The sequence below is a fragment of the uncultured Streptomyces sp. genome (assembly GCF_947488945.1).
GTDB lineage: Bacteria > Actinomycetota > Actinomycetes > Streptomycetales > Streptomycetaceae > Streptomyces.
Map to the genome: position 1 here is coordinate 135,398 of NZ_CANLBS010000012.1, position 25,956 is coordinate 161,353.

A 25,956-nucleotide genomic window follows, 5' to 3' on the forward strand; every position below is an offset into this window, starting at 1 on the left:
TGATCCGCACGCACCCGGGAAACGTAACACCCAGGTCCGACAGGGCGCGGAACCGCCCGGAGAAGGTTGACAGAGGCTACTGATCGGTAACAGACTTCAGTTACCGCAAGTAACGCGTTTCGCCGCAGTGCATGGAGGGGAACATGGCCGAGTTCACGCTCGATCTCAACGACGACCAGAAGCAGGTCCGCGAGTGGCTGCACGGCTTCGCCGCCGATGTCATCCGGCCGGCCGCAGCGGAGTGGGACGAGCGCGAGGAGACTCCCTGGCCGGTCATCCAGGAAGCCGCCAAGCTCGGGATCTACTCCCTCGACTTCTACGCCCAGCAGTTCTTCGACCCCACCGGCCTCGGCATCCCGATGGCGATGGAGGAGCTGTTCTGGGGCGACGCGGGCATCGCCCTGTCGATCGTCGGCACCGGTCTGGCCGCCGTCGGCGTCCTCGCCAACGGCACCGAAGAGCAGATCGGCACCTGGATCCCGCAGATGTACGGCGACGTGGACGACGTGAAGGTCGCCGCGTTCTGCTCCTCGGAGCCCGACGCCGGCTCCGACGTCGCGGCGATGCGGACCCGCGCGGTCTACGACGCCGCCAAGGACGAATGGGTCCTCAACGGCACCAAGACCTGGGCCACCAACGGCGGCATCGCCAACGTCCACGTCGTCGTCGCCGTCGTGGACCCGGAGCTCGGCTCCAAGGGCCACGCCTCCTTCATCGTCCCGCCGGCCACTCCCGGCCTCTCGCAGGGCCAGAAGTTCAAGAAGCACGGCATCCGCGCCTCGCACACCGCCGAGGTGGTGCTGGAGGACGTCCGCGTCCCCGGCCACTGCCTGCTCGGCGGCAAGGAGAAGCTCGACGAGCGCCTCGCCCGCGCCCGGGAGCGCGCCAGGACCGGCGGCGAGCGCGTCAAGAACGCCGCCATGGCCACCTTCGAGGCGTCCCGCCCCGCCGTCGGCGCCATGGCCGTGGGCACCGCCCGCGCCGCCTACGAGTACGCCCTCGACTACGCGAAGACCCGCACCCAGTTCGGCCGCCCGATCATCGACAACCAGGGCATCGCCTTCCAGCTCGCCGACATGCGGACGCAGGTCGACGCGGCCCGGCTGCTGGTCTGGCGCGCGTCCTGGATGGCGACCACCGGCAAGCCGTTCACTTCCGCCGAGGGCTCCATGTCCAAGCTGTTCGCCAGCGAGACCGCGAAGAAGGTCACCGCCCAGGCCGTCCAGATCCTCGGCGGCAACGGGTTCACCCGCGAGTACCCGGTGGAGCGGATGCACCGCGACGCGGCGATCTACACCATCTTCGAGGGGACCAGCGAGATCCAGCGCCTGGTCATCGCCCGCACCCTCTCCGGCATGCCCATCCGCTAGCCGGGTGGGCCGTCCGGGGGAGCTGCGGGCGGCTCGGCCGACGTGGTGGTCCCGCCGCGCCGCAGACGGAGCCCCGGGTCGATGGTCACCCATCTCCCCGGGGCTCCGTCACGCCGTACCGCGTCAGCGTGTGCGGACCGGTCCCCGCGCCCCGGGTCAGGAGGGGTCGATCACGTTCCGCACCTCGGGCGGGAGTCCTGAGCCGGAGTCGACGGCGTGGAGCAGCGCCGTGTCCGGCGTTTCCCCGTACAGGGCGATGGCGACCTCGGGCGGGATGCCGTTCACCGCGTACGCGGTCTCCGTCCGGTCGGCGGACTCGCCTCGGCCGCTGCCGTCCTCGTCGCAGGACGACGTGGTGGCGGCGGTGCCGAGCTTCTTCCCCGGGGTGAAGACCGCGTCCGGGACGCCCACGTACGTTCTGTCCTGGTAGGTGAAGACCGGGGCCGCGCAGTCGACCGCACGGTCGACGGTCGAGCACGCGGCCACCGGCATCGCCAGGGCCGCCGCAGCCAGCAAGCCGGCGGATCGCCTGATCCAGCTCATGTGTTTCCCCCTCGGTAGGTGCGGCGGAGAGGAGAAACGCCCCTTCTCCGCCGCGTGGCTTCGCCCTCGCCCGGCACGGAGATGACCACGTGTCCGTGATGGGGCTGTGGTGAATTCCGACCTTCGACGTGGGGCATGCGGATCAGGTTCCACGGGCTGCCCGGCCGGGCTTACGGCCCGGCCGCAGAACACGAACGGGCCGGGGCCGTGCGGGGGTTCACCGCACGGCCCCGGCCCGTCGGCCGACCGGATCAGGCCGGGAGCTGCGCCTCGATCGCCGCCACGACCTCCGGCGCCTCCGGCTCGGTGCGCGGGCGGATCCGGGCGACCGGCTCCCCGGCGGGGGAGACGAGGAACTTCTCGAAGTTCCACTGCACGTCGCCCGCCCCGCCGTCGGCGTCCTCGAGCTTCGTCAGCTCCACGTACAGCGGGTGCCGGCCGTCGCCGTTCACGTCGACCTTCTCCAGCAGCGGGAAGCTGACGCCGTACGTCGTCGAGCAGAACGTCTGGATCTCCTCCGCGCTCCCCGGCTCCTGCCCGGCGAACTGGTTGCACGGCACGCCGAGCACGGTGAACCCGCGGTCGCCGTACGTCTGCTGCAGCCGCTCCAGGCCCTCGTACTGCGGGGTGAGACCGCACCGGGAGGCCACGTTCACCAGCAGCACGGCCTTGCCCTTCCACGCGCCGAGGGTGGTCGGCTCGCCGGTCAGGGTGCGCAGCGGGATGTCGTGCAGGGTCATCGGGACTCCTCGATCAGAATCAGGTGGCGTCGCCACCCATTGTGCCGCCGACCGCAACCGACGCGCCGAGGGCCTTGTAGTAGAACGTGGTTGCCCTCAGTACCCCGTGCGGGTCACCGGCGTACTCCGGCACCGAGCCGCACTCCGTCCACCCCGCCGCCCGGTACAGCCGCTCCGCCGGGCTGCCGGTCTCGGTGTCCAGGATCAGCAGCGAGAGCCCGGAGCGGGCCGCCGACTCCTCCACCGCCGCGAGCAGCGCCCGGCCCAGCCCCCGCCCCCGCGCGCTGGGGCGCACCATCAGCTTGGCGACCTCCGCGCGGTGCCGGGCGTTGGGCAACGGCGCGCGGACCAGGCCGATGGTTCCGGCGATCCGCTCGCCGTCCCGCGCGATCCACACCTGAAGCCCGCCCTCCTCGACGGCCCGTGCCCGCGCCCGCCACCAGTCCGCCGCCCCGGTCCGGTCCAGCGGGGCGAGGAACCCCACGGAAGCCCCGCCGTGCACGGTGTCGACGAGCAGGGCGGCAAGTTCATCGGCGTACGTGACCAGTTCGGGGCCGGACACGGAGACGATCTCGGTCATGGGGCTGGGGTCCTTTCACGACCATGCGGTCTTGGAGCGCTTCACCGTCCCGCGCGTCGGCGGGACAGCGGTAACGGTATGCGGGCGGCGACGGCGGTCGCACGGACCCCTCCGGACCACCCGGTCGACCGCGCCCCGCCGCGCCCCCGGACCGCAGGCGGCCGGGCCGGCGCGTGCGCCGGCGCCGGGCGCGAGATCCACGGCGCGGCCACGACGCGTCCGCCCTGCGCCCCGGTACCCCACCCTGCGCCCCGGTACCCCGCCCTGCGCCCACCCCGTCCCGGTGCCCCGCTCCGGTGCCCCGCCCCGGGGCCTCAGCCCGGCGCGGAGGGGAGCCGCCCCGAGGCGACCGCGTCCACCAGCGTCCGGTGGTCGCGTTCGTTCCGGTCGGCGTACGCCTCGGCGAAGACGGCCAGCGCCCGGTCGAAACGGTCACCGCTGCCGAGGTAGGCGGCGATGGCGATCCGGTCGCCGGAGCGGGCGTGCGCGCGGGCCAGCGTGGTGCCGCACACCTCGCCGAACACCGTCATCCCGCGCGGCACCATCAGCTCCGGTTCGACGATTCCCTTCCAGTCGCGCAACTGGCGTACGTAGAAGTCCCGTCGGCGCCCGTCCAGCCCGTCGACCCGCTGCCAGCCGAGGAAGATGTCGCTGCTCGCCTGCATCAGCCGCTGGCCGGCCACCACCCGCTGCCCCTGGTTGCTGTGGACGCTCGGGTCCAGGTGGCCGGCGAGGACGGAATCGTCGGCCTCCTTGGCCTGGAGGAAGAGCGGATCGTTCTCGTCCCGGCCGAGGAGCAGCAAGATCCAGCACCGGGTGCCGACGCTGCCCACCCCGACCACCTTCCGGGCCACGTCCACCAGCCTGTAGTCCGCCAGCAGCGCCCGACGGTCGGAGCTGAGGGTGTGGCCGTAACGCCCGAGCAGGGTGCCGAACCACTTCTCGGCCGCCGCCCGCTCGACGTCGGGCAGCAGTTCCTCGATGGGCACGATCAAGGGCGGGTCGGGGACGATCCGCGGATGCCCGTCGGACGTGGTCGCGAGCTTGGCGAACGCCTGCGCGCTGTCGCGGGTGCGTGCCTTGGACAGCGCCCGGTCGAGGTTGCGCCGCCCCCGGTCCGCCAGTTGCGTCGCCGCCACCTCCCGCAGCCGCTGCTCGTCGACCCTCGCGTACCAGACGGCGAGGTTGCCCATCCCCGCGAACCGTGCCATCGACTCCCGGTAGGAACGCACGGCGGCCCGCACGATCCCGCTCCGCTCCCGGCCGGAGAAGCCGTTGGCGCGGGCGGCCACGACGAGACTGGCCGCCAGCCGCTTCACGTCCCATTCCCACGGTCCCGGCAGCGTCTCGTCGAAGTCGTTGATGTCGAAGACCAGGTTGCGCTCCGGGGAGGCGAGCAGCCGGAAGTTCAACAGGTGGGCGTCTCCGCAGAGCTGGGCGGTGATCCCGGAGACCGGGGTGGCCGCGAGATCCGCCGCCATGACCGCGGCGGCCCCGCGGTAGAAGCGGAAGGGGGACTCGGTCATCCGGCCGTAGCGGACCGGCACCAGTTCGGGCACCCGGGCCGCGGACTGGGCCTCCAGGATTTTCAGCGCCGGACGCCGGTCCGCGGAGGGCTCGAACTCGGCGTGGGCGGAGCGGGGCACCCGCTTCCGGGCCTCCCTTCCCGCGGCGGCCCGCTCGGCGGGGGTGGCGCGGGGCGCGGGACGCGGCGCCGGGCGGTTCTCGTGGCCCATGACGGACTCCTCCGACTGGTGGGACGCTCCGGGGGGGCGGGGCGGCCGCCCCGCCCCCCGGAACCTCCTACGATGATCCCCGCGCCCCGTGCGTACGGCATGTCCGAGGCCCCGGCCAGGGACATCCCGGCGGAGTGGTCACGCCCCGCGCCGCCGCTCGATCCGCCGCCAGATCGCCCGCTGGGCGCGCAGCGAGGCCGCTCCCACCAGGATCAGCACCACGATGTTCACCAGGAGCTGCACCAGTGACCCCCACGCCTCCTGCCAGCTGGTGAACGCGACCGAGACCGCGATGGCCGCGGCGGCCGGAATCGTGGTCACCGAGATGAACACCCCCAGCAGGGCGCTGGTCCTCGCCTCGGTCAGCGAGACGATGCCGACGACGCCGGCCAGGGTCGCTACGGCGAACGAGAAGAAGTTCGGTGTGTTGATCAGGTCGGACACCGGTCGCAGACCCGCCCGGAAGGCGTGCGACTCGAAACCGAAGCCGCGGATCAGCAGGCTGAAGAGGAAGGTGACGGCGATCGTCAGAAGGAATCCGGTGCCCAGGGCCCGCAGCCCGCGCCGCACCGTGGGCCGGTCCCCCCGGTCCAGCCCCAGTGCCACGCTCACGATGGCCCCGTACTCCGGGCCGACCACCATCGCCGCCACGATCAGGATCTGGGAGTTGGTGACGATGCCCACCGAGCCGATGAGCCCCGCGACCACCAGGTAGAGGTAGAAGCTCGGCGGATACCGCGCCTCGTCCCGGATACGGGCCTCGACCTGCTCCCACACCGGTGCGAACGCCAGCGGGCCCAGCGCCCGGCGGCCGTTCTCCTCCGCCCTCCCCGGGAACGCCATGTCCACCGTCTCGACGACCAACGAGCCGCGCCGGTCGAGACTCGCCTCCCGCAGGCCGTCCAGCACCCTGTTGGCGGCGCCGGAGAGCACGTCGCAGGCGACCGAGTCGCCGTCCGGGTTCCGCGCGGCACCGGGCTGCACGATCAGGTTCAGCACGCACGGATCGGCGGCCAGCAGGGCGACGATCCGGTCGGTGAGATCGGGCGGGCTCACCGCGCGGACATGGATCATGTCCATCGCGCACCTCCACGGGTCCGTCCCGCCGGTCCGGCCGGACGAGGCCGCGTACGGCCCGCGGGGCTTCTTCCATAAGGCTGCATCCGCCCGGTTCCGGCAATCCGGCGCCCGGCGCCGGCTCCGCGGAGCCGGCTCTTTGAGAAGATCGGCGGGTGGATCCCTCCGAGCCCCTCCCCGGCCTGCTGCCCGAATCCGCCGGCTCCGGCACCCGCGGGCCCGACGGCTCCGGCGCGGACGCCGGAGGCGACGACCCCGCGGGCCGTCGCCTCGTCCGCTGCCGGCTGTGCGGCCGCCCGCTCACCGGGACGGACTCCCGACGGGCCGGTCTCGGCCCGTCCTGCGACGCCAAACTGCACCCCGCGCCGCCGGAGGTCAGGACCCGCCGCCGGGAGGCGGACCAGGAGCCGCTGCCCGGACTCTGACCGGCCCCGTGCGCGGCTACGCCTCCAGCCTCCGGAAGAGCCCTTCCTGCACCACGGAGACCAGCAGATTGCCCTCGCGGTCGTAGATCCGGCCGCGTGCCAGTCCCCGGCCGCCCGTCGCGATCGGCGACTCCTGGTCGTACAGGAACCACTCGTCGGCCCGGAACGGCCGGTGGAACCACATCGCGTGGTCCAGGGACGCCATGTCGAAGCCGCGCGGCCCCCACAGCGGCTCCACCGGGATGCGCACCGCGTCCAGCAGCGTCATGTCGCTCGCGTACGTCAGCGCGCAGGTGTGCACCAGCGGGTCGTCGCCGAGCGGGCCGACCGCCCGCATCCACACCGCGCTGCGCGGATCGGCGTCCCGGAGCTCGTCGGCGGTCCAGCGCAGCCGGTCCACGTACCGGATGTCGAACGGCTGGCGGCGGGCCATCCGCTCCAGGGCGTCCGGCAGCCCGCCGAGGTGGCTGCGGACCTCCTCGGCCACCGTCGGCAGCTCCTCCGGGTCCGGCACGATCCGGGCCGGCGGCAACTGGTGCTCGAAGCCGGCCTCCTCGGGCCGGTGGAAGGACGCCGTCAGGTTGAAGATCGTCCGTCCCTGCTGCACCGCGGTGACCCGGCGCGTGGTGAACGAGCGCCCGTCGCGCACCCGCTCCACCTGATACACGATCGGCACGCCGGGACGGCCCGGCCGCAGGAAGTACGCGTGCAGGGAGTGCACGGGGCGGTCCCCGTCGGTGGTCCGGCCCGCGGCGACCAGCGCCTGGCCCGCGACCTGGCCACCGAAGACCCTTTGCAGGGACTCGTCGGGGGACCGGCCCCGGAAGATGTTGACCTCGATCCGCTCCAGGTCGAGAAGGTCGACCAGGCTCTCGGCGGGGTTCGTCATGCGGTTCTTCTCCACTCTCGCCACCCGGGCGCCGGCACGGCGCACGGGCTCACAGCTGACCCACGGACGTGACGCGGACGACGGCGCGGCCTTCTTCGTCGGAGGCCGCGAGGTCCACCTCGGCGCGGATGCCCCAGTCGTGGTCGCCCTGCGGGTCGGCGAAAGCCTGCCACACCCGCCACACCCCGTGCGCGGGGTCCTCGTCGATCTTCAGCAGCTTCGGGCCGCGCGCGTCCGGGCCGGTGCCCAGCTCCTCGTGCGCGTCCCAGTACGCGTCCATCGCCTCGCCCCAGGCGTCCTCGTCCCAGCCGGACTCGCCGTCCAGTTCGCCCAGCTCCCGCACCCGGTCCAGCGCCGCCAGCTCCACCCGCCGGAACATCGCGTTGCGCACCAGCACCCGGAACGCCCGGCCGTTCGCGGTGACCGGCTTGACCTCGTCGGCCCGCTCCTGCGCCTGCTCGGCGGTCTCCACCTCCGGGTTGGCGAGCTGCTCCCACTCGTCGAGCAGGCTGGAGTCGACCTGCCGCACCATCTCGCCCAGCCAGGCGATCAGGTCCTCCAGGTCCTCCGACTTCAGGTCGTCGGGGATGGTGTGCTCCAGTGCCTTGTAGGCGCTCGCCAGATACCGCAGCACGATGCCCTCGGTGCGGGCCAGTTCGTAGTGCGACGTGAACTCCGTGAACGTCATGGCCCGTTCGTACATGTCGCGGATCACGGACTTCGGCGACACCGGGTGGTCGCCCACCCACGGGTGGCTCTTGCGGTACACCTCGTAGGCGTGCCACAGCAGTTCGTCCAGCGGCTTGGGGTACGTCACCTCCTGGAGCCGCTCCATGCGCTCCTCGTACTCCATCCCGTCGGCCTTCATCTGCCCGATCGCCTCGCCGCGCGCCTTGTTCTGCTGCGCGGCGAGGATCTGGCGGGGATCGTCCAGCGTCGACTCGACGACGGAGACCATGTCCAGCGCGTACGAGGGGGATTCGGTGTCCAGCAGGTCGAACGCCGCCAGCGCGAACGTCGAGAGGGGCTGGTTCAGCGCGAAGTTCTGCTGGAGGTCGACGGTGAGCCGCACGATGCGGCCTTCCGCGTCGGGCTCGTCCAGCCGCTCCACCACGCCGCCGTCGATCAGCGAACGGTAGATGGCGAGCGCCCTGCGGATGTGCCGCAACTGCGCCTTGCGCGGCTCGTGGTTGTCCTCCAGCAGGTGGCGCATCGCGTCGAACGCGTTGCCGGGCCGGGCGATCACCGACAGCAGCATGGTGTGGGTGACCTTGAAGCGCGAGGTGAGCGGCTCCGGATCGGACTGGATCAGCTTGTCGAACGTCGTCTCCGACCAGGCCACGAACCCCTCGGGCGCCTTCTTGCGGACGACCTTGCGCTTCTTCTTCGGGTCGTCGCCCGCCTTCTTGACGGCCTTCTCGTTCTCGATCACGTGCTCCGGCGCCTGCGCCACCACGAACCCGGCGGTGTCGAAGCCCGCCCGCCCCGCCCGCCCCGCGATCTGGTGGAACTCGCGGGCCCGCAGCGTCCGCACCCGCGTGCCGTCGTACTTGGTCAGCGCGGTGAACAGCACCGTGCGGATGGGCACGTTGACGCCCACGCCGAGCGTGTCCGTACCGCAGATGACCTTCAGCAGCCCCGCCTGCGCCAGCTTCTCCACCAGACGGCGGTACTTGGGCAGCATGCCCGCGTGGTGCACCCCGATCCCGTGCCGCACGTAACGCGACAGGTTCTGGCCGAACTTGGTGGTGAAGCGGAAGTTGCCGATGAGATCGGCGATCTTCTCCTTCTCCTCCTTGGTGCACATGTTGATGCTCATCAGCGACTGCGCCCGCTCGACCGCCGCGGCCTGGGTGAAGTGCACGATGTAGACGGGGTACTGCCGGGTGTCCAGCAGCTCCGTCAGCGTTTCGGTGATCGGCGTCAGCCGGTACTCGTAGCTGAGCGGCACCGGCCGGGTCGCCGAGCGCACCACGGACGTCGGCCGTCCGGTGCGCCGGGTCAGGTCCTTCTCGAACATCGAGACGTCACCGAGCGTGGCCGACATCAGCACGAACTGTGCCTGCGGCAGCTCCAGCAGCGGGATCTGCCACGCCCAGCCGCGGTCGTACTCGGCGTAGAAGTGGAACTCGTCCATCACGACCTGGCCGATGTCGGCGTACTTCCCGTCGCGCAGGGCGATGGACGCCAGCACCTCGGCGGTGCAGCAGATCACCGGAGCGTCCGCGTTGACGGAGGCGTCGCCGGTGAGCATCCCGACGTTCTCCGTGCCGAAGAGCTTGCACAGGTCGAAGAACTTCTCCGAGACCAGCGCCTTGATCGGCGCGGTGTAGAAGGTGACCTTGTCCTGCGCCAGCGCCGCGAAGTGCGCACCCGCCGCGACCAGGCTCTTGCCCGAGCCGGTGGGGGTGGACAGGATCACGTTCGCCCCCGAGACCACCTCGATCAGCGCCTCCTCCTGAGCGGGGTAGAGGGCGATGCCCTGACTTTCCGTCCACGAGGAGAAGGCCTCGAAGAGGGCGTCCGGGTCGGCGGTCGCGGGGAGCTGATCGATGAGTGTCACGTCCCCATCTTGCCTGGCTTCCGTCCGGATGAGGGAACCGGACCGGGCGACGAAGATCATGGAGGATACGCTTCCCACTCAACTCGGCCACGTCACCGCGACGGTGGCCGTCACACGTGTATGGGGGCGGATCGACCATGATGGGACCAGCGCACTCTCTCTCCGGGGCCGCGGCCTGGCTCGGGGTCGGAGCGGCGGCCGCGGCCGCCGGCCACACGATGCCGTGGCCGGTGCTCGTCGTCGGGGCGCTGATCTGCGCGGGCGCCGCGCTCGCCCCCGACCTCGACCACAAGTCGGCGACCATCTCGCGCGCCTTCGGACCCGTGTCCAAGGGGGTCTGCGAGGTCGTCGACAAGCTCTCCTACGCCGTCTACAAGGCCACCCGGTCCTCCGCCGACCCGCGGCGCAACGGCGGCCACCGCACCCTCACCCACACCTGGCTGTGGGCCGTCCTCACCGGCGGCGCCGCCTCGCTGGCGGCGATCTGGGGAGGACGCTGGGCGGTCCTGGCGATCCTCTTCGTCCACTTGGTCCTCGCCGTGGAGGGCCTGCTCTGGCGGGCCGCGCGCGTCTCCAGCGACGTCCTCGTCTGGTTGCTCGGCGCCACCAGCGCCTGGATTCTGGCCGGCGTCCTCGACAAGCCGGGACAGGGCTCGGGCTGGCTCTTCGACGCCCCCGGCCAGGAGTACCTCTGGCTGGGCCTGCCCATCGTGCTGGGTGCCCTGGTGCACGACATCGGGGACGCGCTGACCGTCTCCGGCTGCCCGATCCTGTGGCCGCTGCCGATCGCCCGCAAACGGTGGTACCCGCTCGGACCGCCCAAGTTCATGCGGTTCCGGGCCGGCGCCTGGGTCGAGATCAAGGTACTGATGCCGCTGTTCATGCTGCTCGGAGGGGTGGGGGCGGCGGCGGCCCTCAACGTGATCTGAAGCCGGCCACCCGCACGGGGGTCCCGCGGCCCCGCCGCCCGGCACGTCCCGGGCGGCGGGGCCGCGGCCGTAGCACCATGGGCGCATGCTGCTGATCCGGCTCGCACAGGTCTCCCTCGACGTCGCCGCCACCTCCGCCCGCACCCGCAAGACGGCCCTGCTCGCCGGACTGTTCCGGGACGCGGAACCCGACGACGTGCCGATCGCCATCCCGTACCTGGCCGGCCGACTGCCGCAGGGACGCCTCGGCATCGGCTGGAGCACCGTCGGCGACCCGGTCCCGCCCGCCGCCGGGCCCAGCCTCACCGTGGCCGGCACCGACGCCGAGCTGACCGCGATCGGCGCACTCTCCGGCCCCGGCTCCCAGACCGCGCGCAAGCAGCGGATGCGGGCCCTGCTCGCCCTGGCCACCGCCGACGAGCAGCGCTTCCTGCGGGCCCTGCTCGTCGGCGAACTGCGGCAGGGCGCCCTCGACGCCCTCGCCACCGACGCCCTCGCCCTGGCCGCCGGCGCCCCGCCCGCCGACGTCCGCCGGGCGGTGATGCTCGCCGGGTCGCTGCCCGCCGTGGCCCGGACCCTGCTGGCCGACGGACCGGACGCACTGGCCGCCTTCGTCCTCACGGCGGGCACCCCCGTCCACCCGATGCTGGCCCGCTCGGCACCGTCCGTCGGGGCGGCCCTGGACGAGTTGGGGCCGTGCGCCGTCGAGGAGAAGCTCGACGGCATCCGCGTCCAGGTCCACCGCGACGCCACCGGGGTACGCGTCCACACCCGCACCCTCGACGACATCACCGCCCGGCTGCCCGAGCTCGTCGAGGCCGTCGCGCGCTTCCCGGGCGAGCGGTTCATCCTGGACGGCGAGGCCATCGCGCTGGACGCCGACGGCCGCCCCCGCCCCTTCCAGGAGACCGCGGCCCGGATCGGCTCCCGCCTGGACGTGGCAGGCGCGGCGGCCACCCTGCCGGTGGTGCCCGTCTTCTTCGACGCGCTGCTCGTCGACGGCGAGGAACTGCTCGACCGCCCCTTCGCCGAACGGCACGCGGCCCTGGCCCGGCTGGTCCCCGAAGCGATGCGGGTCCGCCGCACTCTCGTCCCCGACCCGGCCGACCCGGCGGCGCGGGAGAGCGCCGACGCGTTCCTCGCCACCACCCTGGAACGCGGCCACGAGGGTGTCGTGGTCAAGGGACTCGACGGCCCGTACACGGCGGGCCGTCGCGGCGCGTCCTGGCGGAAGGTCAAGCCGGTGCACACCCTCGACCTGGTGGTGCTCGCCGCCGAGTGGGGCCACGGCAGACGCACCGGGAAGCTCTCCAACCTCCATCTCGGCGCGCGCCGCCCGGACGGCACCTTCGCCATGCTCGGCAAGACCTTCAAGGGACTCACCGACGCGATGCTCGCCGAGCAGACGACACGCCTGCTCGCACTCGCCACCGACGACGACGGCCACGTGGTGCACGTCCGCCCCGAACTGGTCGTGGAGATCGCCTACGACGGGTTGCAGCGCTCCACCCGCTACCCGGCCGGGGTCACCCTGAGGTTCGCGCGGGTACTCCGCCATCGCCCCGACAAGACGCCGGACGAGGCCGACACCGTGGAGACGGTCCTCTCCCGGCAGACCTGAAGCGCTGCGGGCACGGGACAGGAAGGGACGGGAAGCGGGGGAGGACGGGACGGGACGCGGAGGAGCGGCGTACGCACCACGGCCGGGCGGGACCGGGGAACGGTCCCGCCCGGCCGGGCGGATCGGCGGCGGCGCCCGGCTCAGTGGCCGAGCGTCACCGAGGCGGTGTGCTCCCGCACCTGCTCGGGCGTCAGGTACGCGTCCGAGTACTCGAAGTCCTTCAGCGTGGCGGGCTTGCGGGCCTGGAAACCGGTCCGCACGAAGTCGTCGCCGGCGACCGCGTTCAGCAGCCAGTTGGTCATCACCCGCGTCTTCGCCACCCCGGTCCGCAGCGCCGACCAGTGGTAGCCGCGCGCCACCGCCTGGGCGGGCACGCCCTTCAGCTCGATGCCCAGCGGCTTCGACACGGCGTCCGCGCCACCGAGGTCCACCACCAGGCCGAGGTCCTTGTGGACGTACGGCCGCAGCGGCTGGTGGCGCAGGGCCGCCAGCACGTTGTCCGCGGCCACCCGGCCCTGGCGCATGGCGTGCTGCGCGGTGGGCGGGCAGATCGCCCCGTCGCCCTTGGCGAGGTCCGGCACCGCCGCCACGTCACCGAGCGAGAACACGTTCTCCGCGCCCGGCAGCGTCAGCTCCGGCGTCACGGCGAGCCGCCCGCGCACCGTCTCGGCGTCCAGCGTCGCGATGAGCGGGCTGGCGGCCACGCCCGCGGTCCAGATGAGCGTGCGGCACGGCAGCACCCTTCCGTCGGTGAACTTCACCTGCTCCGGACCGGCTTCGGCGACGGACACTCCCAGCGACACCTCGATGCCTCGCTTGCGCAGCATCTCCAGCGCGGTCGTGCCGAGCTTGTCGCCGAGTTCGGGCATCAGCTTCGGCGCGATGTCGATGAGGTGCCACTTGATCAGCTTCGGGTCCAGTCGCGGGTAGTGCTTCACGGCGTTGGTCGTCAGCATCTGGAGACAGGCCGCGGTCTCCGTGCCCGCGTACCCCCCGCCGACCACCACGAACTGAAGCCGGGACGCGCGCTCGGCCTCGTCCTCACTGGCGTCGGCCAGGTCGAGCTGGGCGATGACGTGGTCGCGGATGTACGCGGCCTCGGCGAGCGTCTTCATGCCGCGCGCGTTCTCCACCAGGCCCGGGATGTCGAACGTCCGGGTGATGCTGCCGGCCGCGATCACCAGATGGTCGTAGCGCTCGGTGACGATCTCGTCGGTGATCTTGCGGATCACCACCGCCTTCGCCCGCGTGTCGATCCCGATGGCGCCGCCCGGCACGATCCGGGTGCGGTGCCGGCGGCTGCGCCGCAACGACACCGCGACCGACTGCGGCGTGAGCACCCCGGACGCCACCTGCGGCAGCAGCGGCAGATAGAGCTGGTACGAGAACGGGGTGACGAGGGTGATCTCGGCCTCGCCCGGCGTGAGACGGCGTTCCAGACGGCGTACGCACTCGACCCCGGCGAAGCCGGCGCCGATGACGAGAATCCTGGGTGGTGCCACGGGTTGTCCCTTCTCAGGCTTACGCGGTCGTGTCACGCCTGCCCCGAGTTCCGGGCGGGTCACCTCACATCCTCACCGGAAGTTCCGGCACCCGCCTCCCGGAAGGGATCGGGGGACGGCCGGCGGACCGGGCGACGCCGGAGGGGACCAGCGGGACCGCGGAATGAGCCGAAACGGTGACTCCCGGCGGCGTCCCACCCGACGAAAGGTTACTCCATGTCATCAACGCATACACTCCGTGACGAATGGGTGTGATGGTCACGCCCCCACGTACGGAGTACCCATGCGACGCATCACCGCCCGACTCGGCGCCCTCGCCGCCGCCTCACTGCTCGCCGTGACGGTCCAGGCCGGGCAGGCCGGAGCCGCCGACGAGGCCGCGTACTTCAAGATGCGGGACATCACGCGCGCCGAGTTCATCGTCAAGATCACCACTCCGTCGGCGATCCAGGAAGCCCGCGACATCGTCGCGACCGGGGAGCAGAAGATCGTCATCGGCAGGATCGTCAAGCGCCAGGCGGACTACAACCCCCGCTGGAGCTTCCATCTCGACCCCGAGCGCATCCAGTTCGCGGAGGCGGCGATCGAGGTCTGCGACGCCACGACGCCCTACGTCGAGGACCACCTCGACGAGGCGGGCGGCGCTTTCCTTCCCGGCCTGTACTGGTGCCCCTGGACCGGGCGCCTGACGGAAGAGATCCCCGCGCCGTAGGGCTTCCCCCGCGTTGCGGGACTGCCGAGGGAACTGCGGCGCCGCTCCGGCCGGTCGCCACGGACATCCGTGGCGACCGGCCGGAGCGGGCCCCGTGGTCACCCGTGCCAGGACCGCCACAGCGCCGCGTACGCACCGTCCGCCGCCACCAGCTCGTCGTGGCTGCCGAGTTCGCTGATGCGGCCCTCCTCCACCACCGCGATCACGTCCGCGTCGTGCGCGGTGTGCAGGCGGTGGGCGATGGCGATGACCGTGCGGCCCTCCAGCACCCGGGCCAGCGAACGCTCCAGGTGACGGGCCGCGCGCGGGTCGAGGAGCGAGGTCGCCTCGTCCAGCACCAGGGTGTGCGGATCGGCCAGCACCAGCCGGGCCAGCGCGATCTGCTGCGCCTGCGCGGGTGTCAGTGACAGACCGCCCGAGCCGACCTCCGCGTCCAGTCCGCCCTCCAGCGCCCGCGCCCAGTCGTCCGCGTCCACGGCCGCGAGCGACGCCCACAACTCCGCGTCCCCGGCGCCCGTGCGCGCCAGCAGCAGGTTGTCGCGGAGCGACCCGACGAAGACGTGGTGCTCCTGGTTGACCAGGGCCACGTGCTCGCGCACCCGCTCGGCGGTCATGTCCGACAACTCGGCACCGCCCAGTGTCACTTCACCGGTGCGCGGCGCGTAGATCCCGGCCAGCAGCCTTCCCAGGGTCGACTTGCCCGCCCCCGACGGACCGACCAGCGCCATCCGGGTGCCGGGGGCGACCCGCATCGACACCTCGTGCAGCACGTCGGCGCCCTCGACATAGCCGAACCGGACGTCAGCGGTCCGCACCTCGCGCCCCTGCGGCCGCACCCCGGAGTCACCCGCGTCGGGCTCGATGTCCCGCACGCCGACCAGCCGGGCCAGCGACACCTGGGCCACCTGGAGTTCGTCGTACCAGCGCAGGATCAGGCTGATCGGGTCCACCATCATCTGCGCCAGCAGCGCGCCCGTCGTCAACTGGCCGACGGTGAGCCACCCTTCCAGCACGAACCAGCCGCCGAACATCAGCACGGCCCCGAGGATGGTCACGTACGTGATGTTGACGACCGGGAACAGGACCGTGCGCAGGAACAGCGTGTACCGCTCCCACCGCGTCCATTCCTGGACCCGCCGGTCCGACAGGGTGACGCGGCGGGCGCCCAGCCGGTGCGCCTCGATCGTGCGGCCCGCGTCGACGGTCTCCGCCAGCACCGCGGCCACCGCCGCGTACCCCGCGGCCTCGGAGCGGTACGCCGACGGGGCGCGCCGGAAGTACCAGCGGCAGCCGAGGATCAGCACCGGCAGCGCCACCAGCGTGGTCAGCGCCAGCGGCGGCGCGGTGACGGCGAGGGCGCTCAGCAACAGTCCGGTCCACACCGTGCCGATGGCGAGCTGCGGCACGGCCTCGCGCATCGCGTTGGCCAGCCGGTCGATGTCGGTGGTGATCCGGGACAGCAGGTCGCCCGTCCCGGCCCGCTCCAGCACCCCGGGCGGCAGCCCCACCGAGCGGACCAGGAAGTCCTCGCGGAGGTCGGCGAGCATCTCCTCGCCCAGCATGGCGCTGCGCAGCCGCATCGTGCGGGTGAACACCGTCTGGATCACCAGCGCGACGGCGAAGATCGCCGCGGTGCGCTCCAGGTGCAGGTCGGCGGCGCCCTCGGCCAGGTCCTCGACCAGGCCGCCGAGCAGATAGGGGCCGACGATCGACGCGGTCACGGCGATCGCGTTGGCCGCGACGAGCAGCAGGAACGGCTTGCGGTGTCGCCGCAGCAGGTCCCGCACATAGGCCCGGACCGTCGGCGTCGAGCCGACGGGCAGCGTCGTCACCGACTCCGGCGCGGCCGGGTCGTACGACGGTGGGGCGATGCCGATCACGCGCGTTCCTCGACTTCCTCGATCGTGCGGACGGCCGCCGGTGCGGCGATCCGTGCGGGGTGCTCTGCGGTGCCGGTGCCGGTGCCGCTGCCGGTGGCTCGGGCGGTGGCCCGGCCCGCGTCCGTCTCGGCCTCCGTCTCACGGGCGACGACGGCCCGGTAGCGGGGCTCGGTGCGTAGCAGTTCGCGGTGGGTGCCCGCGGCCACCACCGTCCCGCCGTGCACCAGGGCCACCCGGTCGGCGAGGTCGAGCAGCAGTGGGGACGAGGCGAAGGCCACCGTGGTGCGGCCGGTGCGCAGGTGCTTGACCCCGGCGGCGACCCGCGCCTCCGTGTGCGAGTCCACCGCCGAAGTGGGCTCGTCCAGGACCAGCACCTCCGGGTCGGTGACCAGCGAACGGGCCAGCGCCAGGCGCTGGCGCTGACCGCCCGACAGCGAACGGCCCCGCTCGGTGATCCGGGCCCGCAGCGGGTCTCCGTCGTTCCCGGCGGACGACCGCGCCAGCGCGTCCAGCACGTCGCCGCACTGCGCGGCCGTCAGCGCCTGTTCGGCCGTCACCCTTCCGGACCGGGGCACGTCCAGCAGCTCGTCGAGGGTGCCGGAGAGCAGCACCGGGTCCTTGTCCTGGACCAGGACCGCCGCACGGGCGGCCTCCAGCGGCAGGTCGTCCAGCGCCACCCCGCCGAGCAGCACCGACGGGAGGGGGGACGCGGCCTCTCCGTCCGGCGCCCCGTCGCCCTTTCCGTCGCCGTCACCCTTCGCGGCGTCGCGTCCCTCGGCGTCCGGCTCCGCCGCGGCATGGCCGCCGAGCCGCTCGGCCAGACGTCCCGCTTCGTCCGGGTCGCCGCAGACCACGGCGGTGAACAGACCGCTGCCCGCCATCAGCCCGGTGACCGGGTCGTAGAGGTCGCCCTCCGCACCCACCGTCCCGGCGTCCCGCACACCCTCCGGGACGCCGCCCCGGCGCAGCCCCAGCACCCGGACCGCGCGCACGGCGGAGGGGCGGGAGAAGGAGTACGCCATGGCGATCTCCTCGAAGTGCCGCAACGGGAACAGCAGCAGTGTCGCCGCCGAGAAGACGGTGACCAGCTGGCCGACCTCGATCCGGCCGTCCCGCACCAGCCCGGCGCCGTACCAGACCAGGGAGATCAGCAGGATGCCCGGCAGCATCACCTGGATCGCGGAGATCAGCGACCACATCCTGGCGCTGTGCACGGCAGCCCGCCGGACCTCCTGGGAGGCACGGCGGTAGCGGTCGAGGAACAGCTCCTCGCCGCCGATGCCGCGCAGCACCCGAAGGCCCGCGACGGTGTCCGACGCCAACTCGGTCGCCTTGCCCGCCTTCTCGCGCTGGACGTCGGCCCGGCCGGTGGCACGGGGCAGCAGCGGCAGGACCGCCAGGGCCAGCAGCGGCACCGCCACCGCCACCAGGGTGCCGAGCGGGGGGAGGTACAGCACCAGGCCGACGCAGATCACCACGAGGGCGACGGCGGCGGCGGCGAAGCGGGAGAGCGCCTCGACGAACCAGCCGATCTTCTCCACGTCCCCGGTGGACACCGCGACGACCTCACCGGCCGCGACGCGCTTGGTCAGCGCCGCGCCCAGCTCCGCCGTCCGGCGGGCGAGCAGTTGCTGCACCCGGGCGGCGGCGGTGATCCAGTTGGTCACGGCGGTACGGTGCAGCATCGCGTCGCCCACCGCGATGACCACCCCGAGCAGGGCCAGCAGACCCCCGGCCAGGGCGAGGCGGCCGCCCGAGCGGTCCACGACCGCCTGCACCGCCAGCCCCACCACCAGCGGCAGCCCGGCGACGCCCAGTTGGTGGAGGAGTCCCCAGCCGGCCGCCTTGAACTGACCGGCCAGTTGGTTGCGGCCCAGCCAGAGCAGAAAGCGCGGGCCCGACCGGACGTCGGGTTCGCCGGGATCTGCGTACGGAAGGTCACGAATCTGCATGGTGTTCCCAGGCTCGGCGGCGCGGCCCCGGGTGGGATCTCGCGCACGGAACGGGTCAAACCGTAAGGCTCGCCCGCGCCCGCCCCTGGTGGCAACCGGTTTTAGCGCGCGGCCCGGTCCCGGCCGGCGTCCGTCCCGCGGGACGGAGAAACCCCCGCGCGGTGCGGCGCGGGGGCTTCGGGCGGGGTGTCCGGCGGGCGTCAGCCGGCCGGCGGACGGGCGGCGGTTGCGGGGGCTCCCGCCGGGCGGGTGACACGCTCCAGCTCCATCAGGACCGAGTGGTACCGGTGGCCGGTGGCCCGGTCCATCCCGATCTCGCACATCCGGTTGGCCGACAGATAGGCGTCGTACGCACGGGTGTTGACCTCCGCCGCCTCCTTGGCGGTCGCCGACTCCGTCAGCTCCTTGTGGAGCATCCCGCGGTCGCCCGCGAAGCCGCAGCAGTCGGCGTCGTCGGGCAGTGTCACCTCGTCCGCGCAGGCGGCGGCCAGCGTGCGCAGATGCTCGACGTCACCGAGGTGCTGCATCGAGCACGTGGGATGGACGACGGCGGAGGCGGTCTTCCGCCCGGCCGGCAGGTGCGGCAGCAGTTCGTCGGCCGCCCAGACCAGCGAGTCCACCACTGTGAGCCCGCGGTGGAGTTCGAGGTTGTCCGGGGTGAGGTAGGGGACCACCTCGTGGGCGATGCCGAGGGTGCACGAGGACGCGTCCACCACCAGCGGCAGCGCCCCGCCGGCCGTCCAGCCCCACGCGGCCTCGACGATGCGGTTGGCCATCACCCGGTTCCCGGCGTCGTAGCCCTTGGAGTGCCAGATCGTCGCGCAGCACGTCCCCGCCACGTCGTCGGGGATCCACACCGGCTTCCCGGCCCGTGCGCCGAGCGCGACCACGGACTCCTGGAGCGTGGGGCCCCGGTAGCCGTCGGGGGAGCCGAAGATGCGGTTGACGCACGCCGGGTAGTACACCGCGTGCGCGCCGGTCCGCCCGGTCCTCGGCAGCCGGCGGGGCGCCGCGCCCGGGATCTCCGGCAGCCACTCGGGCACGAGATCCGGCCGGACCGCCTTGCGGGCGGCCTTGGTGACGGCCTGCAGCAGCCGGTCGCCCGCCCGGTCGCCCAGCAGTCCGGAGGCGGCGACGGCGAGCCGGGCCCCCGCCTCCACGGCCTTGAAGTGCCGCGCGGTGAGCGCCGCGACGCGTTCCTCGCGGGGGGAGTGGCGCCGGTGGCGGAAGTCTTTCATCATCGCGCCGGTGTCGATGCCGACCGGACACGCCAGTTTGCAGGTGGAGTCGCCGGCGCAGGTGTCCACGGCGTCGTATCCGTAGGAGTCCAGGAGTGCGTCCTCGACCGGCGAACCCTGCGGCTGGCGCAGCATCTCGCGCCGCAGCACGATGCGCTGGCGGGGCGAGGTGGTCAGGTCGTGGCTCGGGCAGGTGGGCTCGCAGAAGCCGCACTCGATGCACGGGTCCGCGACGGGCTCCACCGAGGGGATGGTCTTGAGCCCGCGCAGATGCGCGCGCGGATCGCGGTCGAGCACGATGCGCGGGGCCAGCACCCCGGCCGGGTCGATGAGCTGCTTGGTCCGCCACATCAGCTCGGTGGCCCGGGGACCCCATTCCAGCTCCAGGAACGGGGCGATGTTGCGGCCCGTCGCGTGCTCCGCCTTCAGCGAGCCGTCGAAGCGGTCGACCACCAGCGTGCAGAAGGCGTCCATGAACGCGGCGTACCGCTCGACGTCCGACGGCTCGGCGGCGTCGAAGGCGAGCAGGAAGTGCAGGTTCCCGTGGGCCGCGTGGCCGGCGACGGCGGCGTCGAAGCCGTGCTCCGCCTGGAGCGCGAGCAGGGCTTCGCAGGCGTCGGCCAACCGGGAGGGCGGCACCGCGAAGTCCTCGGTGATCAGGGTGGTGCCGGAGGGGCGCGAACCCCCCACCGCGGTGACGAACGCCTTGCGCGCCTTCCAGTAGCCGTTGATGACGCGGGTCTCGCGGGTGAACTCGTTGGTCACCGAGCGGGCCGGGGCGACCAGCTCCAGATCCCGCACCACGTCGGCGGCCGCGCGTTCACGGCGTTCCTGTCCCGCCTCGTCCGGGGCGCGGAACTCCACCAGCAGCGCCGCCGTGTCGCGCGGGAGTGTCGCCCAGTCGGCCGGCACGCCCTCGACGCTGACGGAGGCGCGCAGGGTGTTGCCGTCCATCAGCTCCACCGCGAGCGCACCGGCGTCGTTGAACCGGGGGACGGCGGCAGCGGCAGCGGTGAGCGAGGGGAAGAACAGCAGCCCGGTGGAGATCCGGCGGTCCAGCGGCAGGGTGTCGAAGACGACCTCGGAGATGAAGCCGAACGTCCCCTGGGAGCCCACCATCAGCCCGCGCAGGATCTCCACGGGCGTCGCACCGTCGAGGAAGGCGTCCAGGCGGTAGCCGTTGGTGTTCTTGATCTCGTACTTGGCGCGGATGCGCGCGGTCAGCTCCGGGTCCGCCTCGATCTCCGCCTTCATCGCCAGCAGTCCTTCGCAGAGCCGGGGCTCGGCGTGCGCGAGGGCCTCGTCGGCGTCCGGGTCGGCGGTGTCCACCACGGTGCCGCCCGGCAGGACGAAGGTCAGCGAGGACACCGTCCGGTAGGAGTTGCGTGTGGTGCCCGCCGTCATCCCGGAGGCGTTGTTGGCGACCACGCCGCCGACGGTGCAGGCGATGGCGCTGGCCGGGTCCGGGCCGAGCAGCCGTCCGTGCCGGGCCAGCGTGGCATTGGCCCGCATGATCGTGGTGCCCGGCCGGACGCGGGCCCGGACGCCGCCGTCCAGCACCTCGACGCCCGCCCAGTGGCGCCGCACGTCCACCAGGATGTCCTCGCCCTGCGCCTGGCCGTTGAGGCTGGTTCCGGCGGCCCGGAACACGACGTGGCGACCCTTGCCGTGGGCGTACGACAGGACCGCCGAGACGTCGTCGAGATCCTCGGGGACCACCACCACCTGCGGGAGGAATCGGTAGGGGCTGGCGTCGGAGGCGTACCGCACCAGGTCGGAGACCTTCCAGAGCACCTTCTCCGGACCGAGCAGGGCGGTCAGTTCGGACCGAAGCGGCTCCGGGGTGCCGGACGCCTCGCGGTCGGGCACCCGGTCGGGTGACGGCGGACGGGGCGTGTCCGGGCGCAGGGAGTCCGGGTTCGGTTCCAGCAACGGCATGGCGGCATCCCCTCGGGACGGCGGGTCGTCGGTGTGCGCGCCCGCTCGGTCTGCGGTGGCTCAGCAGCGCCGCTCCGGCATTCCGTCGACCAGGGCGGACAGCAACCCGCCGAGCACCTCGCGCTGCTCGGCGTCCAGTGGTGCAAGGATCTCCTCCGCCGCCCCGCGCCGCGCGTCGCGGAGCGACCGCAGGGTGGTGCGTCCCTCGTCGGTCAGCTCGATCCGAACCACCCGGCGGCTGGCCGGATCGGGCACCCGGCGCACCCGGCCGCCGGCCTCCAGCCCGTCCACCAGGGTGGTGACCGCGCGGGGCACGACGTCCAGCCGCTGGGCGAGGTCCGCCATCCGGGGCGGCGCCTCGTACTGGGCGACGGTGCGCAGCAGCCGGAACTGGGCGGGGGTGACCCCGATCGGTTCGAGCTGGCGCCGCTGTATGCGGTGCAGCCGCCGGGTGAGCCGCAGCAACTGCTCGGCGAGGACGCCGTCGGCGTCGGCGGAGCGGAAGCCGGGGGAGTCGTCCTCCACCTCCGGGGCGACCGCGTGGCCGTGGGGCGTCCGGCCGTGGGGCGCGTCCGCGGCGGGATCGGGGGAGTCGGCACCGCCGGGAGCGGGCGCCGGGAAATCTGGGGTACCCATGCGGGAACAATAGCAGGACCTTGTTCATTGTGAGTATAGGTAACAATGGACTAGGCTCGTCCGAGCCCGCTCACGCGGGAGCACGCGGTTCGAGCCCGCGCCCCACGCACGCTCCGTCGCACGACCGCACGACCGCACGACCGCACGACCGCACGACCGCACAGCTCGGCGCCCCACCGCTTCCGGCCGACGCGCCCGCACGCTTCACGAAGGAGCCCATGAAACCCGACGAACCCACCTGGACACCCCCACCCCGGGACGGGGCCCAGCCTCCGCCCGAGCTGCGCCGCATCCTCGGCCTCTTCCGGCCCTACCGCGCCCGTCTCGGACTGGTGGGGCTGCTGGTCGCGGCCTCGTCCCTCGTCTCGGTCGCCTCCCCCTTCCTGCTCCGCGAGATCCTGGACACCGCGATCCCGCAGGGCCGCACGGGCCTGCTCACGCTGCTCGCCCTCGGCATGATCCTCACCGCCGTGGTCACCAGCGTCTTCGGCGTCCTGCAGACCCTGATCTCGACCACGGTCGGCCAGCGGGTGATGCACGACCTGCGCACCGCCGTCTACACCCGCCTCCAGCGGATGCCGCTGGCCTTCTTCACCAGGACCCGCACCGGCGAGGTCCAGTCGCGCATCGCCAACGACATCGGCGGCATGCAGGCGACCGTCACCTCGACCGCCACCTCCCTGGTCTCCAACCTCACGGCCGTCGTCGCCACGGTCGTCGCGATGCTCGCGCTCGACTGGCGCCTGACCGTCGTCTCCCTGCTGCTGCTCCCCGTCTTCGTCTGGATCAGCCGCCGGGTCGGCCGCGAGCGCAAGAAGATCACCACGCACCGCCAGCGCCAGATGGCGGCCATGGCCGCGACCGTCACCGAGTCGCTCTCCGTCAGCGGCATCCTGCTCGGGCGCACCATGGGCCGCTCCGACTCCCTGACCAAGGCTTTCTCCGACGAGTCCGAACAACTCGTCGACCTGGAGGTGCGCTCCAACATGGCGGGGCGGTGGCGGATGTCGACCATCGGCATCGTCATGGCCGCCATGCCCGCCGTCATCTACTGGGCGGCCGGGCTCACCCTGCGCTCCGGCTCGACCGCCGTCTCGCTCGGCACGATCGTCGCCTTCGTCTCGCTCCAGCAGGGGCTCTTCCGCCCCGCGGTGAGCCTGCTCTCGACCGGCGTGCAGATGCAGACCTCGCTGGCGCTCTTCCAGCGCATCTTCGAATACCTCGACCTCGAACCCGACATCACCGAGCGCGAGAAGCCGGTGCGGCTGGAGAAGATCCGCGGCGAGGTCGCCTTCGAGCACGTCGACTTCAGCTACGACGAGAAGAACGGTCCGACCCTCGCGGACATCGACGTCAAGGTGCCCGCGGGCGCGGCGCTGGCCGTCGTCGGCCCCACCGGCTCGGGCAAGTCCACGCTGAGCTATCTGGTCCCCCGGCTGTACGACGTCACCGGCGGGCGGGTCACCCTCGACGGCGTGGACGTGCGCGACCTCGACTTCGACACGCTGGCCAGGGCCGTCGGGGTGGTCTCCCAGGAGACCTACCTCTTCCACGCCTCGGTCGCCGAGAACCTCCGCTTCGCCAAACCCGACGCCACCGACGCCGAGATCGAAGCCGCGGCGCGGGCGGCGCAGATCCACGACCACATCGCCTCTCTGCCCGACGGGTACGACACCCTCGTCGGCGAACGGGGTTACCGCTTCTCCGGGGGTGAGAAGCAGCGGCTCGCCATCGCGCGCACCATTCTGCGCGACCCCCCGGTGCTCATCCTCGACGAGGCGACCAGTGCCCTGGACACGCGTACCGAGCACGCCGTGCAGGAGGCGATCGACGCGCTGTCCGCGGGGCGCACCACGATCACCATCGCCCACCGCCTTTCCACGGTCCGCGACGCCGACCAGATTGTCGTCCTGGACGCGGGGCGTACCGTCGAACGCGGCACCCACGAGGAGTTGCTCGCCCTGGACGGCCGCTATGCCGCACTCGTCCGCCGCGACACCCGGCCGGCCCCGGCGGCCCTCTGAGGCAGCGCTTCCGGGCCGACGCTTCTGCGGCCCGCGCTGTCGGGCCGGCGCGACACCCGCTCCGTACACATGGCAGCGCCGCCGCTCCCGTGGGACGGGGAGCGACGGCGCAGGTGTGACCTCGATCAGACGAGCCAACCCACGAAGTGGACGATGCCGGCCAGCAGGTCGGTGAGGAAGTTCATCGAGTGCTTCTCCTTGGTGCATGGTGCGTTACGGGACTGCGCGTGCACGGTCTGCAGCCCGTTGCCTGCGCTCTGCAATCATCCGGCGTCACAGGGGCACCGGGCAACGAAAAGCGGAACGATCACGCGTTCTGACGAACACCCGCTCGCCTGTTCGCCTGTTCGGTCGTGTCGTGGACTCCGTGCGATGCGCGCCGCCCCTCGCCCCGGGCCACACCCGTTTCACGGCGCGGCGGCGGCGAAGCCACTACGGCGGCGCGAGCGGACGGCAACGGCTCAGACCGGCGCGGGGGTGCGGGCGAGAAGGCGGGTGACCGAGCGGACCGCCGTGCGGCCTGCCCGGTTGGCGCCGACGGTGCTGGCGGACGGCCCGTAACCGACCAGGTGGACGCGTTGGTCACGGACCGCCCGGGTGTCCTCGACCCGGATGCCGCCGCCGGGTTCGCGCAGCCGCAGCGGGGCCAAGTGGTCGACGGCCGCCCGGAAACCGGTGGCCCACACAATCGTGTCGGCGGCGACCGTCCGCCCGTCGTCCCAGGCCACCCCGTCCGGGGTGATCCTGTCGAACATCGGCAGCCGGTCGAGGGTGCCCCGGGCCCGTGCCTCGCGCACGGCGTCGGTCAGCGGCAGCCCGGTCACGCTCACCACGCTCGCGGGCGGCAGCCCCTGCCGGACCCGGTCGTCCACCAGCGCGACGGCGGCCCTGCCCTGCTCCTCGCCGAACGGGCCCTCGCGGAACACGGGCTCCCGTCGCGTCACCCAGAATGTCGCCGCGGCCACGTCGGCGATCTCCATCAGGTGCTGGGTGCCGGACGCCCCGCCGCCCACGACCACCACCCGACGTCCGGCGAAGTCCGCCGGGCCCCGGTAGCCGGCCGTGTGCAGTTGCTTGCCGCGGAAGGTCTCCTGACCGGGATAGTGCGGCAGGAACGGCCGGTCCCAGGTGCCGGTGGCGTTGATCAGGGCGCGGGCCGCGTACGCCCCCTCCGAGGTCTCCACCAGCAGCCTGCCCTCCGTTCCCTCGCGGACCGCCCGCACCTCCACCGGCCGGTGCACCCGGAAGCCGAACCGCTCCTCGTACGCCGCGAAGTAGTCGCCGACCACCTGCGCCGAGGGGCGGGCGGGGTCGGCGCCGGTGAGTTCCATGCCGGGCAGCGCGTGCATGCCGTGCACCTTGCCGTACGTCAGCGAAGGCCACCGGAACTGCCAGGCGCCGCCGGGGCGGGGCGCGTGGTCCAGCACCACGTAGTCGCGGTCGGGCGCCAGGCCGGATCGCGACAGATGGTAAGCGGCGGACAGGCCCGCCTGACCGGCCCCGATCACCACGACGTCCACGGCGCGTACCTGAGAATCGTTCACGCTTCTACCAACCAGCGACGGCCGTCCCGTCTTCCCGGACGCGAGGGCACGGGCCGG

The 25,956-nt window shown here is 72.7% G+C and carries 20 protein-coding genes; 6 read left to right on the forward strand and 14 right to left on the reverse strand.

Annotated elements, in window-relative coordinates; genetic code table 11:
• The first annotated feature begins 143 nt into the window (after positions 1–143).
• A complete protein-coding gene (locus Q0994_RS20525) occupies positions 144–1,370 on the forward strand; it encodes an acyl-CoA dehydrogenase family protein (RefSeq protein ID WP_299537071.1) in 1,227 nt (408 codons plus the stop codon).
• A gap of 156 nt (positions 1,371–1,526) precedes the next feature.
• Here the strand turns inward: Q0994_RS20525 and Q0994_RS20530 are convergent, their stop codons facing one another.
• From Q0994_RS20530 to Q0994_RS20550, 5 genes are all read right to left on the reverse strand, one after another.
• A complete protein-coding gene (locus tag Q0994_RS20530) occupies positions 1,527–1,913 on the reverse strand; it encodes a DUF6281 family protein (RefSeq protein WP_299537074.1) in 387 nt (128 codons plus the stop codon).
• 251 nt (positions 1,914–2,164) lie between these two features.
• Positions 2,165–2,653 carry a glutathione peroxidase gene (locus Q0994_RS20535; protein ID WP_299537077.1) on the reverse strand — a complete coding sequence of 163 codons (489 nt, stop codon included), beginning with the start codon at positions 2,651–2,653 and terminating at the stop codon, positions 2,165–2,167.
• Between the two features lie 19 nt (positions 2,654–2,672).
• Positions 2,673–3,233 (reverse strand): GNAT family N-acetyltransferase, encoded by a 561-nt coding sequence (locus Q0994_RS20540; protein WP_299537080.1) that lies wholly within the window; start codon positions 3,231–3,233, stop codon positions 2,673–2,675.
• Between the two features lie 314 nt (positions 3,234–3,547).
• On the reverse strand, positions 3,548–4,969 hold the full coding sequence (locus Q0994_RS20545) for a DUF2252 domain-containing protein (protein ID WP_299537082.1): 1,422 nt from the start codon (positions 4,967–4,969) through the stop codon (positions 3,548–3,550).
• Between the two features lie 138 nt (positions 4,970–5,107).
• Complete coding sequence (locus tag Q0994_RS20550; protein ID WP_299537084.1) at positions 5,108–6,049, reverse strand: DUF389 domain-containing protein; 942 nt, start codon at positions 6,047–6,049, stop codon at positions 5,108–5,110.
• A gap of 152 nt (positions 6,050–6,201) precedes the next feature.
• Between Q0994_RS20550 and Q0994_RS20555 the strand changes: the two genes are divergently transcribed.
• Positions 6,202–6,471, forward strand: coding sequence for a DUF6011 domain-containing protein (locus Q0994_RS20555; RefSeq protein ID WP_299537086.1), 270 nt, complete (start codon positions 6,202–6,204; stop codon positions 6,469–6,471).
• A 16-nt stretch (positions 6,472–6,487) separates the two neighbouring features.
• Here Q0994_RS20555 and Q0994_RS20560 read toward each other — a convergent pair whose 3' ends face one another.
• Positions 6,488–7,360 (reverse strand): acyl-CoA thioesterase II, encoded by an 873-nt coding sequence (locus Q0994_RS20560; protein WP_299537088.1) that lies wholly within the window; start codon positions 7,358–7,360, stop codon positions 6,488–6,490.
• A gap of 49 nt (positions 7,361–7,409) precedes the next feature.
• Positions 7,410–9,983, reverse strand: a complete 2,574-nt coding sequence (locus Q0994_RS20565; RefSeq protein ID WP_299537091.1) for an RNA helicase — start codon at positions 9,981–9,983, stop codon at positions 7,410–7,412.
• 77 nt (positions 9,984–10,060) lie between these two features.
• Here Q0994_RS20565 and Q0994_RS20570 point away from each other — a divergent pair, with 77 nt between their 5' ends.
• Positions 10,061–10,852, forward strand: coding sequence for a metal-dependent hydrolase (locus tag Q0994_RS20570; protein WP_299537093.1), 792 nt, complete (start codon positions 10,061–10,063; stop codon positions 10,850–10,852).
• A gap of 85 nt (positions 10,853–10,937) precedes the next feature.
• Entirely contained in the window at positions 10,938–12,473 is a 1,536-nt protein-coding gene (locus tag Q0994_RS20575) for an ATP-dependent DNA ligase (protein ID WP_299537096.1), read from the forward strand.
• Positions 12,474–12,613: 140 nt separating this feature from the next.
• Here the strand turns inward: Q0994_RS20575 and Q0994_RS20580 are convergent, their stop codons facing one another.
• Positions 12,614–13,975: an NAD(P)/FAD-dependent oxidoreductase gene (locus tag Q0994_RS20580; protein ID WP_299537099.1), complete on the reverse strand. Its 1,362-nt coding sequence runs from the start codon at positions 13,973–13,975 to the stop codon at positions 12,614–12,616.
• Positions 13,976–14,258: 283 nt separating this feature from the next.
• Here Q0994_RS20580 and Q0994_RS20585 point away from each other — a divergent pair, with 283 nt between their 5' ends.
• Positions 14,259–14,687, forward strand: a complete 429-nt coding sequence (locus tag Q0994_RS20585) for a calmodulin-binding protein (RefSeq protein ID WP_299537101.1) — start codon at positions 14,259–14,261, stop codon at positions 14,685–14,687.
• Between the two features lie 98 nt (positions 14,688–14,785).
• Here Q0994_RS20585 and Q0994_RS20590 read toward each other — a convergent pair whose 3' ends face one another.
• The 4 genes from Q0994_RS20590 to Q0994_RS20605 all read right to left on the reverse strand — a co-directional run bounded on the left by Q0994_RS20590 (position 14,786) and on the right by Q0994_RS20605 (position 22,220).
• Entirely contained in the window at positions 14,786–16,567 is a 1,782-nt protein-coding gene (locus Q0994_RS20590) for an ABC transporter ATP-binding protein (RefSeq protein ID WP_299537103.1), read from the reverse strand.
• A complete protein-coding gene (locus Q0994_RS20595; RefSeq protein WP_299537106.1) occupies positions 16,564–18,519 on the reverse strand; it encodes an ABC transporter ATP-binding protein in 1,956 nt (651 codons plus the stop codon). Before Q0994_RS20595 ends, Q0994_RS20590 begins: the two co-directional genes overlap by 4 nt.
• 200 nt (positions 18,520–18,719) lie before the next feature.
• Positions 18,720–21,695 carry an FAD-binding and (Fe-S)-binding domain-containing protein gene (locus tag Q0994_RS20600; protein ID WP_299537108.1) on the reverse strand — a complete coding sequence of 992 codons (2,976 nt, stop codon included), beginning with the start codon at positions 21,693–21,695 and terminating at the stop codon, positions 18,720–18,722.
• A 60-nt stretch (positions 21,696–21,755) separates the two neighbouring features.
• A complete protein-coding gene (locus Q0994_RS20605) occupies positions 21,756–22,220 on the reverse strand; it encodes a MarR family transcriptional regulator (RefSeq protein WP_363325559.1) in 465 nt (154 codons plus the stop codon).
• Positions 22,221–22,549: 329 nt separating this feature from the next.
• On the opposite strand from Q0994_RS20605, the gene Q0994_RS20610 reads away from it, so the two are divergent.
• Complete coding sequence (locus tag Q0994_RS20610; RefSeq protein WP_299537114.1) at positions 22,550–24,355, forward strand: ABC transporter ATP-binding protein; 1,806 nt, start codon at positions 22,550–22,552, stop codon at positions 24,353–24,355.
• Between the two features lie 125 nt (positions 24,356–24,480).
• Here the strand turns inward: Q0994_RS20610 and Q0994_RS20615 are convergent, their stop codons facing one another.
• Positions 24,481–24,618, reverse strand: coding sequence for a hypothetical protein (locus Q0994_RS20615; protein WP_299537117.1), 138 nt, complete (start codon positions 24,616–24,618; stop codon positions 24,481–24,483).
• A 198-nt stretch (positions 24,619–24,816) separates the two neighbouring features.
• Positions 24,817–25,899, reverse strand: coding sequence for an FAD-dependent oxidoreductase (locus tag Q0994_RS20620; RefSeq protein ID WP_299537120.1), 1,083 nt, complete (start codon positions 25,897–25,899; stop codon positions 24,817–24,819).
• Positions 25,900–25,956 lie beyond the last annotated feature (57 nt).